This window comes from Pseudomonas migulae (assembly GCF_024169315.1).
Classification (GTDB): Bacteria; Pseudomonadota; Gammaproteobacteria; order Pseudomonadales; family Pseudomonadaceae; genus Aquipseudomonas; species Aquipseudomonas migulae_B.
Map to the genome: position 1 here is coordinate 4618475 of NZ_JALJWR010000001.1, position 15569 is coordinate 4634043.

Genomic DNA, 15569 nt, shown 5'->3' on the forward strand with positions numbered 1-15569 from the left:
CCCGCGATAGCGTCAGACCAGACAATCCAAAACGCCCATACACCCCACACTCAAGGATTGAATGTGAACACCTCCACCCGCAACGCCCAGCTGATCATCGCCGCCCGTCTGATCTCGGACTTCGGCGCGTTCCTCAACATGGTCGCCCTGGCCACCTACGTCTACCTGCTCAGCAACAGCGCCATGAGTGTCGGCATCTTCCTCGCCAGCCGTGTGGGCGGAGGGATTTTTGCCAGCCTGATCGGCACCCGTTTCTATCGTCGCTGGGCCGGGCGCCTGCCGCTGATTGCCTTCGACTTGCTGCGCGCCGGATTGCTGGGCCTGCTGCTGGTGTTGCCGGTTACCGAACAAGCGTTGCTGCTGCCGGTCATTGCCTTCGGTCTTGGCTTGGGCAACTCAATGTTCGCCATCGGTCTCAACAGTCAGCTGCCGCACTTGATCGAGGGCGATCAACTGCTCAAGACCAACGCCTGGATCACCTCGGCATCGTCGGCAGCCATGGTCGGCGGAAGTCTGGTCGCGGGGTTGTTGGTGGCAGCGTTTGGCTTTGAAACGGTCTTCGCGCTGAACGTGGTCACCTATCTGCTGGCCGCGTTGTTCATCCTGCCGCTGCGGTTCACCGGACCGTCTCCGGGCTCCGAGCCCGATCACGAACGAGGCGACTGGTCAGCCCTGCGCCAGGGGCTGCGCACGACGCCGGTGGTGGCGGCGATGCTCGCGGTCGCGATGGCCGATACCCTGGGCAGCGCCGCCCACAACGTAGGTATGCCGATCATTTCAAAACTGCTGACACCCGAATCCGCCAGCACCACACTGGGCCTGATGCTGGCTGTCTGGGCCTGCGGAAAGCTCATCGGCGCGCGGATCGCCAGCCGCCTGAAAGGCTCGGACAACGTCAACCTGGAGCGCCGGTTTTTCTTCGGCGTGCTGTTGATGTCCTGCGGCTTCATCCTGATGTTCCAGCAGCAGACCCTCTACGGTTTGCTGCTGTTCTCATTGCCGGCAGGGCTGGGCGACGGCTTCTCTGAAGTCGGCCTGATGTCGCGACTGCAACGTGAACCGGACAGCCTGCGCCTGCCGATTTTCAGTTTCCTGACGTTGTTGCAGATGACCGGTTTCGGCGTCGGCATGCTGATCGCCGCGCCGTTCTACGCATGGTGGACGCCCGGTGCGGTGGTGCTGTTGTTCCACGGCATTCCCCTCACCACGTTGCTGGTAATGAAGGGACTTGCGATCAGGGGCGAGCGGGTGCGGCGCAGCAACCCGACTCAAGATTTTTGAGGATCGGGCAGTCCGGACGGTGATCGCCGTGGCAGTGCTCGACCAGGTCCTGCAAGGTATCGCGTAACTGCCCGAGTTCGCGGATTTTCTGGTTGAGCTCGTCGATGTGCTGACGAGCCAACGCCTTCACGTCGGCACTGGCGCGCTGACGGTCCTGCCAGAGGGTCAGCAGTTTGCCGACCTCTTCCAGTGAAAACCCCAGGTCCCGCGAACGCTTGATAAACGCCAGCGTGTGCAAGTCGTCATCACCGTACACGCGATAACCGCTGTCGGTGCGATGGGCCGCCTTGAGCAAACCGATGGACTCGTAGTAACGGATCATCTTCGCGCTCAGGCCACTGTGGCGGGCTGCTTGGCCGATGTTCATCGGTTGTCCTCCAGATCCTTGGGTTTCCAGGTTTTCAACAGTAGCGCATTGCTCACCACGCTGACGCTGGACAACGCCATCGCCGCGCCCGCCAGTACCGGGTTGAGGAAACCGAACGCGGCCAGCGGAATGCCGATCAGGTTATAGACGAAGGCCCAGAACAGGTTCTGACGAATCTTTGCGTAGGTCTTGCGGCTGATTTCCAGCGCAGCCGGCACCAGTCGTGGATCGCCGCGCATCAGGGTGATGCCGGCCGCGTGCATGGCGACGTCGGTGCCGCCACCCATGGCGATGCCAATGTCCGCGGCGGCCAGGGCCGGGGCGTCGTTGATGCCGTCGCCGACCATCGCCACCACGCCGGTTTTCTTCAGTTCGGCGACCGTGGCGGCTTTGTCGGCCGGCAGCACTTCGGCGTGGACGTCCTGGATGCCGAGCGCCTCGGCGACCACTTTGGCGCTGCCGCGATTGTCGCCGGTCAGCAGATGGCTGCTGATGCTGCGTGCGCTGAGTTGTTGCACCGCTTGCAGCGCGCCGGGTTTGAGCGTGTCACCGAAGGCGAACAGGCCCAGAACGGTCGGTTGCGGACTTTGCTCGATCAGCCAGGACAGGGTCCGGCCTTCGGTTTCCCAGGCGGTTGCAGAGTCGGCTAAAGGACCGGCGTTTAATCCGCTCTCTTCCAGCAAGCGTCGATTGCCCAGCGCCAGCCGCCGACCGTCGAGCGTGCCCGCGATGCCTCGGCCAGTCAGTGATTGACTGTCGCTGACATCGGCCACGGTCAATCCGCGTTCGACACAAGCGTCCAGCACCGCTTTAGCCAAGGGGTGTTCACTGCCGCGTTGCAGTGCGCCGGCCAATTTCAACAGGCTGGCTTCATCACCGTCGATGGCACTCAAATGGGCAATGCGTGGTGAACCCGAGGTCAGCGTGCCGGTTTTGTCGAAGACCACGGCGCTGACTTCATGGGCCCGCTCCAGTGCCTCGGCATCCTTGATCAGAATGCCGTAGCGCGCGGCGACACCGGTGCCGGCCATGATCGCTGTTGGCGTTGCGAGCCCGAGGGCGCAAGGGCAAGCGATCACCAGCACCGCGACGGCGTTGATCAGCGCCGTTTCCATCGGCGCACCGTACAGCCACCACCCAATGAGGGTCGCCAAGGCAATCAGCAGAACCGTTGGCACAAAGACCTGGCTGACTTTATCCACCAGTTTCTGGATCGGCGCTTTCGCGGCTTGCGCGTCTTCCACCAGACGGATGATCCGCGCCAACACGGTTTCCGCGCCCAGGGCCTGGGTACGCACCAGCAACCGGCCTTCGCCATTGATGGCGCCGCCGGTAACTTTGTCGCCGGGCTGTTTCGGCACGGGCAGGCTCTCGCCGCTGATCAGTGCTTCGTCGGCGTGGCTCTGGCCTTCGACCACTTCGCCGTCCACCGGAAAGCGTTCGCCGGGTTTGACCAGCACCAGATCATTCAGGCGCAAGGCGTTGATCGCGACGTCCTGTTCGCGGCCGTCGATCACTTGAATCGCTCGCTCCGGACGCAACGCTTCGAGGGCGCGGATGGCACTGGCGGTCTGGCGTTTGGCGCGACTTTCGAGGTATTTGCCCAACAAGACCAAGGCGATCACGACGGCCGAGGCTTCGAAATACAGATGGGGCATGCGCCCGGCGGCGGTGGCCCATTCGTAGAGGCTCAGGCCATATCCGGCGCTGGTGCCGAGGGCGACCAGCAGGTCCATGTTGCCGGCGCCGGCGCGCACGGCTTTCCATGCGGCTACATAAAAGCGCGCGCCGAAGATGAATTGCACTGGCGTGGCCAACGCGAACTGCACCCATGCCGGGAGCATCCAGTGCACACCGAACGGTTGCAGCAGCATCGGCAACACCAGCGGCAAGGCGAGGGTGATCGCCATGATCAAGACCCAGCGCTCGCGGTGCAGGCGCTGTTGTTGAGTGTCGGTTGTAGGGTGTTCGACTTCCCAGACGCTGGCGTTGTAACCGGCTTTGGTCACGGCAGCGATCAAGGTTTGCGGATCGACCTGGCCGAGCAATTCGAGGTGGGCGCGTTCGTTGGCCAGGTTGACGCTGACACGTTTGACCCCCGGCACTTTGGCCAGCGCCCGTTCGACCCGACCGACGCAGGACGCACAGGTCATGCCATCGATGCTCAACTCCAGACTCTGCTGCGGCACGCTGTAACCGGCTTGCTGCACCGCGTCCATCAACGCCGGCAGACTGTCGCTGGGGGCTTGAACGCGGGCCTGCTCGGTGGCCAGGTTGACGCTGACGGCCGAGGCGCCGATGACTTTGCTCAAGGCTCGCTCGACACGCCCGGCGCAACTGGCGCAGGTCATGCCGGCAATCGGCAGATCGAAAGTGGTGGTTTCGGACATCGGTCGCGCTCCCTGTAGAAGATGTCTACAGGATCAACCTTGCCATGCTGGCAAGGTCAAGCGCAAAGATAGAGATGCTAAAACCGACCTGTAGGAGCGAGGCTTGCCCGCGAAGGGGCCGTAACATTCAACATGGAGGGTGAATGCAATGGCCTCTTCGCGGGCAAGCCTCGCTCCTGCAAAGACGGTGGTGGATCAATAATCGAGGGAAGCAGGTTTCAGGTACATCCCTTCCTGCGTCATCGCGATCCGGAACTTCAACACATCCCCGGCCTTGAGCGTGATGTTCTGCGACCCCGGCGCCAGCATCCCCGGATTGCAACCTGGCGCCTGGCCCGGCAGCAGTTTCAGGCGTAGCGAAACATTGCCCGGCGGCAGGTTGAACGAGGTGCTTTGCTCCTGAAACAGCCGCGCCGACAGTTGATCCTGGATGTACACGCCGATTTCGCAGTTGGTCGAGACTTCCAGGCGCTCGCGGGAAATGATCAGCACGCCGTAATCCTCCCCGGCGGCATTGACCGAGGGCACGGCGGCGAAAAGGCTGAGGAAGCCAAACAGGCTGAGAGCTGACCAGCGCATGGCTGAATCTCCTGAGATCGAGTCATAGATGCACGCAGCTTGGCCGAGCGCGACGCCGATTGCCAGCCCGGCAGATCACTTCAGAACTTGACCTTGCCATGGTGGCAAGCTCGAGACTGCACTCAATCTCACTAAAGGAGTCATTCCATGCAAGTGTTCAACGTTCAAGGCATGTCCTGCGGTCACTGCGTCAAAGCCATCACTCAAGCCCTGCAAGCGAGGGATCCTGCGGCCAGCGTGCGGATTGATCTGGCGGCAAAGGAAGTCGGCGTCGAGAGTGCGTTGACCGAGGATCAAGTGATCGCCGCGATCACTGAAGAAGGCTACGAAGTAAAAGTCGCTTAAGGCCACACACAATCCCTGTGGGAGCGGGCTTGCTCGCGAAAGCGGTGTTTCAGTCGAAATTCATGTAACTGACCCACCGCATTCGCGAGCAAGCCCGCTCCCACGAGGAATTTCGTATTCATGCAAGGGTTTTTAATAGTTAGCGAGCTATCGGAATGTTCAAGGCGTCCCCACGCAGCTAGACTGTGGAGCTGCCGATCTCAGCCCTGGATGCCTGATGAACTTCCGTACCATTTTGATACTTGGCGCCCTGACCGCTTTCGGGCCGCTTGCAATCGACTTCTATCTGCCGGCGTTCCCGGCCATGGCGCTGGCGTTCGGCACCGATGAACAACACGTTCAGCTGACGCTGGCGGCGTATTTTCTGGGTTTGTCCATCGGTCAGCTGATGTACGGCCCGGTGGCGGATCGGTTTGGTCGGCGCATTCCGTTGTTGACGGGTGTCGGCCTGTTCACCGCCGCTTCCTTGGCGTGCGCCTATGCGCCGAATCTTGAATGGCTGCTTGGCGCGCGTTTTGTCCAGGCGCTGGGCGGTTGCGCGGGGATGGTGATTTCCCGGGCGATTGTCAGCGACAAATGCGATGCGGTGGGTTCGGCCAAAGTCTTTTCCCAGCTGATGCTGGTCATGGGCCTGGCGCCGATTCTCGCGCCGATGCTCGGCGGGTTGCTGGTCAACACCACGGGCTGGCAGTCGATCTTCCTGGCGTTGACCGGTTTCAGTGCCCTGGCGGCGCTGGCTGTGGCGCTCGGCTTGCCGGAAAGCATGCCCGCGCATGTGCCACGTCAACCGCTGTCGGGCGCGCTGCGTCAGTACGGACGCCTGTTGTCGGACCCGGTGTACCTCGGCCACGCCCTGACCGGCGGCATCGCCATCGCCGGAATGTTTGCCTACATCGCCGGTTCGCCGTTTGTCTTCATCAAACTCTACGGCGTACCGGCCGAGCATTTCGGCTGGCTGTTCGGGACCAATGCAGCGGGCTTCATTCTGGTGGCGCAGGTCAACGCGCGGCTGCTGGCCAAGCGTGGCCCCGCGTTTTTACTGGCGCGTACCGTGTGGATTTACCTGGCTGCCGGCCTGGCGCTGCTGGTCGTCAGCTCGCTGCACACCGAGCAGTTGTGGCCGCTGCTGATTCCACTGTTCATCTGTATTGCCAGCCTCGGCTGCATCCTCCCCAACGCGTCGGCCTGTGCCATGAACGGGCAGGGCGCCCGCGCGGGGAGTGCGTCGGCGATGCTCGGGTGCCTGCAATTCAGCGTCGCCGCCGGGGCTGCGTCGCTGGTGGGTATTTTGTACGATGGCAGCGCCGTGCCGATGGCCATGGTCATCAGCTTGTGCGGAATTCTGGTAGTGAGCGTGGCGATGCTCACCCGGCGTTTGCAAAATGCCCGGGCGTTGCTGCAAGCCCAGGTGTGAGGCAGGTCTCAGCCGACAGCGCGCTGCTGTTGGGCGGGAATCTGATGAGGGGCGTGCAATCGTGCTTCGAGGGTTCGGGTGAACGCGCGAGCTTCGGCTTCGCTACGGAACGTGACCGCGTGTTGGTCCAGGCGGACCTGCCACTGGGATTTTGCCAATTCTTTTATCAGGATCTTCATTGCTGACCTCCTCGGTTAAAAGATTGCATCGCAGAGTTCACGATTGTAGACCCGAATACGATCGCAATTATGACAACGGTCAACCTTCGGACTGACGGTGTCGTCCATGCGGACGACACTTGTATCAATCTGTTTCAGAAGCCTTCGAGCACAATCTTGCCCTTGGACTTGCCGCTCTCCAGCAACTCGTGCGCACGCCGCAAATTCGCCGCGTTGATGGTCCCGAAGTGCTCGCCCACCGTGGTTTTCAGTGTTCCGGCGTCGATCAGCCCGGCCACGCGGTTGAGCAGTTTGTGCTGCTCGATCATGTCCGCCGTTTCGTACAGCGAGCGGGTGTACATGAACTCCCAGTGCAGGGACAGGCTCTTGCGTTTGAGCTTGGTCACGTCCAGCGCTTTCGGATCATCGATCAGCGCGAGCTTGCCTTGTGGCGCCAGGGCCTCGACCAATTGATCGAGATGCTGATCGGTCTGGGTCAGGCTGGCGACGTGGGTCACCTGGGCAACGCCTGCGCGTTTCAGTTCTTCACTGAGCGGCTGGCTGTGATCGATCACCAGATCGGCGCCCAGCTCACGCACCCAGCTCTGGGTTTGCGCCCGGGACGCAGTGCCGATAACTTTCAAACCGGTGAGTTGACTGGCCAGTTGCGTCAGGATTGAACCGACACCGCCGGCCGCCCCGACGATCAGCAAGCTCTGGCCTTCATCGGTGTTGCCTTCGCGAACCTGCAGGCGTTCGAAAAGTAGTTCCCATGCGGTGATGGCGGTCAGCGGCAGCGCGGCCGCTTCGGCAAAGCCGAGGGTTTTCGGCATATGGCCGACGATCCGCTCGTCCACCACGTGCAGTTCGCTGTTGCCGCCGGCGCGGGCAATCGAGCCGGCATAGAACACCTTGTCACCGGCCTTGAACAACGTCACTTCGCTGCCGATGGCCTTGACCACGCCGGCCACGTCCCAGCCCAGCACTTTTGCCGCGCCGCTTTCCGGCTGGACGTTCTGGCGGACCTTGGTGTCCACCGGGTTGACCGAGATGGCTTTGACTTCCACCAGCAGGTCACGCGGGCCGGCGACCGGTTCAGGCAGTTCGATGTCTTGCAGGGAATTTTCGTCGCTGATAGGCAATGAGGCGTAGTAGGCAATGGCTTTCATGGGGGATTCCGGAAGTAATAGAGGAAGGGATCAAGCCACGGAACGCAGGCGCTTGAGATCGAAGTGTTCGATCAGGTCGCCGGCCCGGGCGCGAAAGTTCTGGATGTGCGCGCTGGCGTCATGGGCTTGCAGCGCTTCGTCGCTGCTCCATTGTTCGATCATGTAGAAGGCCAGCGGATTGGCCAGGTCCTGATGCAGGTCGTATTGACCGCAACCGGCTTCGGCGCGGGTCGGCTCCAGCAGTGCACGCAGGTGTTGTTCGAGCGCGTCCTGCTGGCCGGCTTTGGCGATCAGGGTGGCAATGGCGGTGAAAGGCTGGGACATGTTCGACTCCGGAAGCGGGATGATTTCGATGGGACAGATAATTGGCTATTTCTCTGCAAGATAAAACCCGCTAAAAGAGCAGTCTCTTTCAATATTTTTTTGATAATCGAGGCTGAAAATGCTGCGTTTCGATGACTTGCAGTTGTTCGTCCGGGCGGCGGACCTGGGGAGCCTGTCGGCGGCGGCGCGGGGGATGGACATGTCGGCGGCGGTGGCCAGCGCGGCGTTGAAGCGCATCGAACAGCAACTCGGTGCCCGGTTGCTCGCCCGTTCCACGCGCAGCCTGCGCCTGACCGCCGAGGGCGAAGGCTTTCTCGAGTACGCCCGGGCCGCGCTGAGCAACCTCGACGAGGGCCGTCGATTATTGGCCAGCGGTCAGGACCAGGTCAGTGGGGTGTTGCAACTGTCGGCGCCATCGGATTTCGGTCGCAACCTGCTGCTGCCCTGGCTGGACGAGTTCCAGCGTGAACATCCGAAACTCACGGTGCGCCTGCTGTTGGGCGACCGCATCGCCGACCTGTTCCGCCAACCGGTGGACATTGCCCTGCGCTACGGTGAGCCGGAAGACTCGAGCCTGGTCGCGCTGCCCATCGCCCCGCACAACCGCCGCATGCTGTGTGCCGCCCCGAGCTATCTGGCCCGGCATGGCGAGCCACGGCAACTGGAGCAACTGGCGCAGCACAATTGCCTGCTGTTCATGCTCGGCAGCCGGGTTCACGACCACTGGAGTTTTCACGACGGCAAACGCGAAGTCAGCCTGACCGTCAGCGGAGATCGCTTCAGTGACGATGCCGATGTGGTGCGTTTGTGGGCCGTGGCGGGCTTCGGGATCGCCTACAAATCCTGGCTCGATGTTGCCGCCGATGTGTTGGCCGGTCGCTTGAAAGTGCTGATGCCGGAGCTGCTCTGTGAGCGCGCACCGCTGAATTTGCTGTGCGCCCATCGCGCACAATTGAGTAAGCCGGTGAACCTTTTGCGGGAAATGCTTGCCAGCCGATGTACTCATATAAGCAGCCAATTTCCCGTCTTGGCGGGTGTCGATCATTAGTCGCAGGCAAATAGCGAAATTTCCCTCAGGATCAATCACCACCAATGGTTTCCGGGGGGCAGGAACCGAGGGTCAACGCGCTTATACTAGCGCTCGCCTCATGTACGCACCGTCGACCTCGCCATGGCGAGTCCGCGTTCGAGTCGGTCAGGCTCCACCGTCAATCCAAGGCCTTTGCAATGTCCTCGAAGCAATGGCTTGTGTGAGTGGATGGCTTTGCCCGGTTTATGGCGGTTACCACGTCTTGGCCGACGACACATTACTGGTCAAGATGTCTCCGAGCAGTAGACGAAACGATTCAACAGGGAGTGAATACATGGAAGATGCACCTTGCATCAGCCAGATAGCCACGTTGCTGGCTGACCCAAAGCGCAGCGCAATGATGTGGGCCTTGATGGACGGCGCTGCGCGGCAGACCGAAGAGCTGGCATTGCTGGCCCGCCTGTCGCCGTCTTCGGCCAGTGCACATCTGGGGCGTTTGTCCGCCGGAGGTCTGTTGAAAGTCGAAACCCGCGGCCGCAAGCGATTCTTCCGGCTGGCCGCTCCCGAAGTCGGTGCCGCGATAGAAGCGCTTGCCAGTGCGACGATCGCCAGCACACCCCGGGACATTCCCGATATTTTCAAACGCACCCCCGCCATCCCCAAACGTCAGGCCGCGCCCTCGTCCTTGTTGCGCGCCCGGCTCTGCGACGATCATTTAGGCGGCACGCTGGCCGCCGACCTGTACCAGCGCTTGCTGGATGCAGGCTGGATCGAACAGTTCGATCATCGGGTGTCGATCACGCACAAGGGCGCAACGCAACTGGCGACACGCGGCGTTTTCGTCCAGGCGCTGGCGCAGAGCACCAACCGAGCCGCCTGTGCCTGTCCTGACTGGAGCGAAAGACGTCCGCACATGGGCGGTTCACTGGGGGCGGCGTTGCTGCAATTGTTCATGCAGTCCGGATGGCTGAGCTTGCCGAACGATTCGCGAGCCTTGCATGTCACTGCGACGGGGCAGCGTGAAATCCACCGTTTTGCCAAGGAAACCGAGCTGGAAATGGCGTTGTAGAGGCATCGTGATCGACGTCCGGGGTTTCGGGCGTCGTTCAGAGCTGTGGCCGGGTCGTATCCAGCAATAACCCCCGGCAGCCATCGCGCACACTCGACCAGGGACTTTCGGACGGGGGATGTGGCATGGAAACACGAGGCTTCAGCGCGGCAGAACGTTTGGAACGGCTGCCCATCAGCGGTTATCACCGGATCATTTTCATCATCATCGCCCTGGCGTTTTTCTTCGACTCCATGGACCTGGCGATGATGACTTTCCTGCTCGGCTCGATCAAAACCGAGTTCGGCCTCAGCACGGCGCAGGCCGGGTTGCTCGCCAGTTCGAGTTTCTTCGGCATGGTTGTGGGCGCGTCATTGTCCGGCATGCTCGCGGACCGTTTCGGCCGCAAACCGGTGTTCCAGTGGAGCATTGTGTTGTGGGGCATCGCCAGTTACCTGTGCTCTACGGCGCAGAATGTCGAGACGCTGACGCTCTTCCGTATCCTCTTGGGAATTGGCATGGGCATGGAGTTTCCCATCGCCCAGTCGATGCTTTCGGAATTGATACCGGCGAAAAGGCGTGGGCGTTACATCGCGTTGATGGATGGTTTCTGGCCCCTGGGATTTGTCGCGGCCGGGGTGCTGTCGTATTTCCTGTTGCCGGTGATCGGCTGGCGGGACATTTTCCTGGTGTTGGCGGTGCCGGCGGTGTTTGTCCTGGCGATTCGTTTTTTCATTCCCGAGTCACCGCGCTGGCTGGAACAGGCCGGGCGTGATGAGGCGGCGGACAAGGTCTTGCTGGGTATCGAAGCGCGGGTCCGGACATCCCTGGGGCGTGCGGATTTGCCGGAACCGATCCGCTTGCCGCGTGTGGCAAGCACGCCGGGCAACTTTTTCTCGGCCTTGCAGCAGATCTGGTCGCCGCTGTATCGCCAGCGCACGATGATGATCTGGAGCGTCTGGTTCTTTGCCTTGCTGGGCTTCTACGGGTTGACGTCGTGGCTCAGCGCGTTGCTGCAGCAGTCTGGTTTCGCCGTGACCCAGTCGATGTATTACACCGTGCTGATTTCCCTCGGTGGGATTCCCGGTTTCCTCATGGCCGCTTGGCTTGTAGAGCGCTGGGGACGTAAGCCGGTGTGCGTGGTGACGTTGCTCGGCGGCGGGGTGATGGCGTTTCTTTACGGTCAGAGCGCGGTGTTTGGCGGCAATGTCGGCTTGCTGATCACGTCGGGGCTGTTGATGCAGTTTTTCCTGTTCGGCATGTGGGCGGTGCTCTACACCTACACACCTGAGTTGTACCCGACGTCGGCGCGGGCCACGGGGTCCGGTTTTGCATCGGCGATTGGCCGCGTGGGTTCGCTGCTTGGGCCATTGGTGACCGGGCTGGTGTTCCCTATGACCGGGCAGGGCGGCGTGTTCGCGCTGGGGGCAATGTGTTTTGCGATTGCGGCGGGGGTGGTGTGGGTGTTCGGGATGGAAACGCGGGGCAAGACGCTGGAGGAGTTGAGTGAATCTTCTGTAATCGGCTGAACGCACAACCTGTGGGAGCGGGCTTGCCCGCGATCGCGGTGAATCAGAGGCCAACGATGTTGACTGGCACTCCGTCATCGCGAGCAAGCCCGCTCCCACAGGGGTTATGCGGTGAGGCTTACGGTTTTATCAACCGTGCATCCAGGCTGTTCTGCGCCAGGCGTTTGGCCTGATCCTGGGTCATGCCCAGATCGGTATACAGCGCGTGGAAGTTCTCGGTCACATACCCGCCGAAGTACGCCGGGTCATCCGAGTTCACGGTGACTTTCACGCCGCGCTCAAGCATGTCGAGAATGTTGTGCTGGGACATGTGATCGAACACGCAAAGCTTGGTGTTCGACAACGGGCACACCGTCAACGGGATTTGCTCGTCAATGATCCGTTGCATCAGGCGCTCGTCTTCGATGGCACGCACGCCATGGTCGATACGCTGGATTTTCAGCAGGTCGAGGGCTTCCCAGATGTATTCCGGCGGGCCTTCTTCACCGGCGTGAGCGACGGTCAGGAAACCTTCGTGGCGGGCACGATCAAACACTCGCTGGAACTTGCTCGGCGGGTGACCCATTTCCGAACTGTCCAGGCCGACGGCCACGAACGCTTCGCGGAATGGCAGCGCCTGATCCAGAGTTTTCTGCGCTTCATCTTCGCTCAAGTGACGCAGGAAACTCAGGATCAAACCGCTGGTGATGCCCAGTTGCTGCTCGCCATCCTTCAATGCGGCGGCGATGCCGTTGAGCACGACTTCGAACGGGATGCCACGGTCGGTGTGGGTCTGCGGGTCGAAGAACGGTTCGGTGTGAACCACGTTCTGCGCCTTGCAGCGCAACAGGTACGCCCAGGTCAGGTCGTAGAAATCCTGGGAGGTACGCAGCACATCGGCGCCCTGGTAATACAGGTCGAGAAACTCTTGCAGGTTGTTGAAGGCGTACGCCTTGCGCAGGGTTTCGACATCGCTCCACGGCAGGGCGATCCTGTTGCGTTCGGCGAGGGCGAACAGCAGTTCAGGCTCCAGCGAGCCTTCGAGGTGCAGGTGCAGTTCTGCCTTGGGCAGGGCGTTCAGCCAATCGTACATTTGTCGACATCTCATCAGGTGCAATGGGGGCATTCTACAGATGCTCGCCGCAACAATTGTTAAAACCTGACCAAGAGGTCCATCAACCGGCTGCCATCCACGAGTGCGCTAAGGTGTAACGAAACGTTAGCGCCGCTCAGCAGTCAGTAGTTCATTACGCTGACCCCGCTCCATTCGGCAAAAAGGCCCGCAATGCTCACACTCCTCAAGCAAGAAAAGTTTCTGCTGCTGGCCCTGATCGCTGCCTTCATCGCTTACCCGATGGAGCACTGGATGCTGCACAGCGGCCAACCCATCGCCCTGACCGCCGGCCTCGTGCTGATCGCCTTCATCGTCGCTGCGTCCATGCGCGTCGCCCATCATGCGGAGCTGCTGGCGGAGAAAGTCGGCGATCCCTACGGCACGATGATCCTGACCCTGGCAGCGGTACTGGTAGAAGTGGTGATCCTGGCGATCATGATGAGCAACGAAGCGTCGCCGACGCTGGTGCGTGACACGATTTACTCCGCGGTCATGCTCGACATCAACGGCATCCTCGGCCTCGCGGCGTTGATGGGCGGGATCAAGCATGGCGAACAGTCCTACAACGATGACTCGGCGCGCAGCTACAGCGTGATGATCCTCACCGCCATGGGCGTTTCCATGGTGGTGCCGGAGTTTATTCCCGAGGCAAACTGGAAGCTGTATTCCGCGTTCACCATTGGAGCGATGGTCGTGCTTTACACCCTGTTCCTGCGCATGCAGGTCGGGCCGCACAGTTATTTTTTCAGCTACAGCTACCCGGAAAAACGCCGCAAAAAAGTCCCGGAGGAACAAACTGAACCGGTCAACCTTGCGTTGAGTATCGGGACGTTGGTGTTTGGTGTGGTGGTCATCGGCGCATTGGCCGAGGTGATGTCCAAGACCCTCGATCTGGGCCTGGAAGGGACGGGCGCACCGCCGGTCATCACGGCGATTCTGGTGGCGGGGATTTCCGCGGCGCCAGAGATTCTGACGGCATTGCGCGCGGCGCTGGCCAATCGCATGCAGTCGGTGGTCAACATTGCGATGGGCGCATCGCTGTCGACGGTGATCCTGACGGTGCCGGTGATGGAAGCGATGGCGCTCTACACCGGTCAACCGTTTCAGATGGCGATGACGCCGGTGCAGACAGTGATGATCTTCCTCACCCTGATCGTCAGCGCGATCAATCTCAACGATGGCGAAACCAATGCCATCGAAGGGATGACCCACTTTGTGCTGTTTGCGACGTTCATCATGTTGTCGTTGCTAGGGCTTTAAAAGTTTCGCGGGCAAGCCTCGCTCCTACAGATTTCGCATGAACCTTGTGGGAGCGAGGGTTGCCCGCGATGGCGTCAGATCAGACGCCCGCAATCAACTGCCGAGCCGCCTGGCTGTGATCCGCAATCAACCCCTTGAGATCCAGCCCCTCAACCTGCCCGTCAATCACTCGCCACTTGCCACCGACCATGACGCGATCCGCCCGGTCCGCACCGCACAGCAGCAGCGCCGACACCGGATCATGACTGCCGGAGAAGCGCAGCTCATCCAGCTTGAACAACGCCAGGTCCGCCTGCTTGCCCACCGCCATCTCACCAATATCGGTACGCCCGAGCAAACTCGCCGAGCCCTTGGTCGCCCAACCCAGGACCAATTCCGGGGTGATCTTCTCGGCGCCATAACGCAACCGCTGAATGTAAAGCGCCTGGCGGGTTTCGAGCATCATGTTCGACGCATCGTTGGACGCCGAACCGTCCACACCCAGCCCCAGCAACGCGCCTGCGGCGGTCAGGTCGAGTGTCGGGCAAATGCCGGAGGCCAGACGCATGTTCGAGCTCGGGCAATGGCAAATGCCAGTGCCGGCCGCGCCGAGGCGGGCGATTTCGTCCGGGTTGAAGTGGATGCCATGCGCGAGCCAGGTGCGCGGGCCGAGCCAGCCGACGCTGTCCAGGTAATCCACGGTTCGCAGGCCGAAGCGCTGCAGGCAGAAGTCTTCTTCGTCGAGGGTCTCGGCCAGGTGCGTGTGCAGGCGCACATCGAGTTTGTTCGCCAGTTCGGCACTGGCGGACATGATTTCCGGGGTCACCGAGAACGGCGAGCACGGCGCCAGGGCGATCTGGATCTGCGCGCCATCGCCGCGCTCGTGGTATTCGGCGATCAGGCGCTGACTGTCGTCGAGAATCACTTCGCCCTCCTGCACCGTCTGCTGCGGTGGCAGGCCGCCGTCCTTTTCACCGAGGCTCATGGAACCGCGCGTGAGCATGGCGCGCATGCCCAGTTCGCGGACGCTTTCGACTTGCACGTCGATCGCATTTTCCAGGCCTTCGGGAAACAGGTAATGGTGATCGGCCGCGGTGGTGCAACCGGACAGCAGCAACTCAGCCAATGCGACTTTCGTGGCGAGGGCGAGTTTCTCCGGGGTGAGCCGTGCCCAGACCGGGTACAGGGTTTTCAGCCACGGGAACAACGGCTGATTGACCACCGGTGCCCAGGCACGGGTCAGGGTTTGATAGAAGTGGTGATGGGTGTTGATCAGCCCCGGCAGGATCACATGCTCGCGGGCATCGAAGACTTGTCCACAGGGCGCGGAAGGTTGCTGGCCGGCGGCGAGCACTTCAACGATCACACCGTCTTGCACAACCAGGCCGCCACGGGCATCGAGGCCATTGGCAGTGAAGATCGCGAGGGGATTTTTTAACCAGGTACGGGTCGCAGGCATGTTGGCCGGCTCCTCTGAAAGTGGGGTTCAGGTTAGCCAGCTCAGTGATTACCCTGTCTGCTGATCCAGGGTCGCCGCGAGGGACGAGGTGCGGAGTTTCAAACAAAACCACGTTGTGGGCAAGCCCGGCCCGACAGGACGATA

The 15569-nt window shown here is 61.4% G+C and carries 15 protein-coding genes; 7 read left to right on the forward strand and 8 right to left on the reverse strand.

Annotation, left to right across the window (positions count from 1 at the left end; all coding sequences use genetic code 11):
- The first annotated feature begins 63 nt into the window (after window positions 1-63).
- Window positions 64-1281: an MFS transporter gene (locus J2Y86_RS21175; RefSeq protein WP_253435886.1), complete on the forward strand. Its 1218-nt coding sequence runs from the start codon at window positions 64-66 to the stop codon at window positions 1279-1281.
- Here J2Y86_RS21175 and cueR read toward each other — a convergent pair.
- The 3 genes from cueR to J2Y86_RS21190 form a co-directional block, all read right to left on the reverse strand.
- On the reverse strand, window positions 1235-1648 hold the full coding sequence (gene cueR / locus J2Y86_RS21180) for a Cu(I)-responsive transcriptional regulator (protein WP_253435889.1): 414 nt from the start codon (window positions 1646-1648) through the stop codon (window positions 1235-1237). The two genes, J2Y86_RS21175 and cueR, sit on opposite strands and share 47 nt — an antisense overlap.
- Complete coding sequence (locus J2Y86_RS21185; RefSeq protein ID WP_253435893.1) at window positions 1645-4038, reverse strand: heavy metal translocating P-type ATPase; 2394 nt, start codon at window positions 4036-4038, stop codon at window positions 1645-1647. The genes cueR and J2Y86_RS21185 overlap by 4 nt, the downstream gene beginning before the upstream one ends.
- A 195-nt stretch (window positions 4039-4233) precedes the next feature.
- A complete protein-coding gene (locus J2Y86_RS21190; protein ID WP_253435896.1) occupies window positions 4234-4617 on the reverse strand; it encodes a hypothetical protein in 384 nt (127 codons plus the stop codon).
- 147 nt (window positions 4618-4764) lie between these two features.
- On the opposite strand from J2Y86_RS21190, the gene J2Y86_RS21195 reads away from it, so the two are divergent.
- Window positions 4765-4962 carry a heavy-metal-associated domain-containing protein gene (locus J2Y86_RS21195; protein WP_253435898.1) on the forward strand — a complete coding sequence of 66 codons (198 nt, stop codon included), beginning with the start codon at window positions 4765-4767 and terminating at the stop codon, window positions 4960-4962.
- 217 nt (window positions 4963-5179) lie between these two features.
- On the forward strand, window positions 5180-6376 hold the full coding sequence (locus J2Y86_RS21200) for a multidrug effflux MFS transporter (RefSeq protein WP_253435901.1): 1197 nt from the start codon (window positions 5180-5182) through the stop codon (window positions 6374-6376).
- 8 nt (window positions 6377-6384) lie between these two features.
- Here J2Y86_RS21200 and J2Y86_RS21205 read toward each other — a convergent pair whose 3' ends face one another.
- The 3 genes from J2Y86_RS21205 to J2Y86_RS21215 all read right to left on the reverse strand — a co-directional run bounded on the left by J2Y86_RS21205 (window position 6385) and on the right by J2Y86_RS21215 (window position 8027).
- The gene (locus J2Y86_RS21205) at window positions 6385-6555 is read right to left on the reverse strand and encodes a hypothetical protein (protein WP_253435905.1); all 171 of its coding nucleotides are present in this window, start codon (window positions 6553-6555) and stop codon (window positions 6385-6387) included.
- Between the two features lie 134 nt (window positions 6556-6689).
- Window positions 6690-7703, reverse strand: a complete 1014-nt coding sequence (locus J2Y86_RS21210) for a zinc-binding alcohol dehydrogenase family protein (protein ID WP_253435907.1) — start codon at window positions 7701-7703, stop codon at window positions 6690-6692.
- A gap of 30 nt (window positions 7704-7733) precedes the next feature.
- Window positions 7734-8027, reverse strand: a complete 294-nt coding sequence (locus J2Y86_RS21215) for a putative quinol monooxygenase (RefSeq protein WP_253435910.1) — start codon at window positions 8025-8027, stop codon at window positions 7734-7736.
- Between the two features lie 118 nt (window positions 8028-8145).
- Here J2Y86_RS21215 and J2Y86_RS21220 point away from each other — a divergent pair, with 118 nt between their 5' ends.
- From J2Y86_RS21220 to J2Y86_RS21230, 3 genes are all read left to right on the forward strand, one after another.
- Window positions 8146-9075 (forward strand): LysR family transcriptional regulator, encoded by a 930-nt coding sequence (locus J2Y86_RS21220; protein WP_253435913.1) that lies wholly within the window; start codon window positions 8146-8148, stop codon window positions 9073-9075.
- A 316-nt stretch (window positions 9076-9391) separates the two neighbouring features.
- Window positions 9392-10126 (forward strand): ArsR/SmtB family transcription factor, encoded by a 735-nt coding sequence (locus tag J2Y86_RS21225; protein ID WP_253435916.1) that lies wholly within the window; start codon window positions 9392-9394, stop codon window positions 10124-10126.
- A 125-nt stretch (window positions 10127-10251) separates the two neighbouring features.
- Window positions 10252-11634, forward strand: coding sequence for an MFS transporter (locus J2Y86_RS21230; protein ID WP_253435920.1), 1383 nt, complete (start codon window positions 10252-10254; stop codon window positions 11632-11634).
- Between the two features lie 118 nt (window positions 11635-11752).
- On the opposite strand, the gene J2Y86_RS21235 is transcribed toward J2Y86_RS21230, so the two are convergent.
- Complete coding sequence (locus J2Y86_RS21235; RefSeq protein ID WP_253435923.1) at window positions 11753-12706, reverse strand: adenosine deaminase; 954 nt, start codon at window positions 12704-12706, stop codon at window positions 11753-11755.
- A 192-nt stretch (window positions 12707-12898) separates the two neighbouring features.
- On the opposite strand from J2Y86_RS21235, the gene J2Y86_RS21240 reads away from it, so the two are divergent.
- Complete coding sequence (locus J2Y86_RS21240) at window positions 12899-13987, forward strand: calcium:proton antiporter (protein WP_253435925.1); 1089 nt, start codon at window positions 12899-12901, stop codon at window positions 13985-13987.
- Window positions 13988-14066: 79 nt separating this feature from the next.
- Here the strand turns inward: J2Y86_RS21240 and J2Y86_RS21245 are convergent, their stop codons facing one another.
- Window positions 14067-15425 carry an 8-oxoguanine deaminase gene (locus tag J2Y86_RS21245; protein ID WP_253435928.1) on the reverse strand — a complete coding sequence of 453 codons (1359 nt, stop codon included), beginning with the start codon at window positions 15423-15425 and terminating at the stop codon, window positions 14067-14069.
- Window positions 15426-15569: the final 144 nt, after the last annotated feature.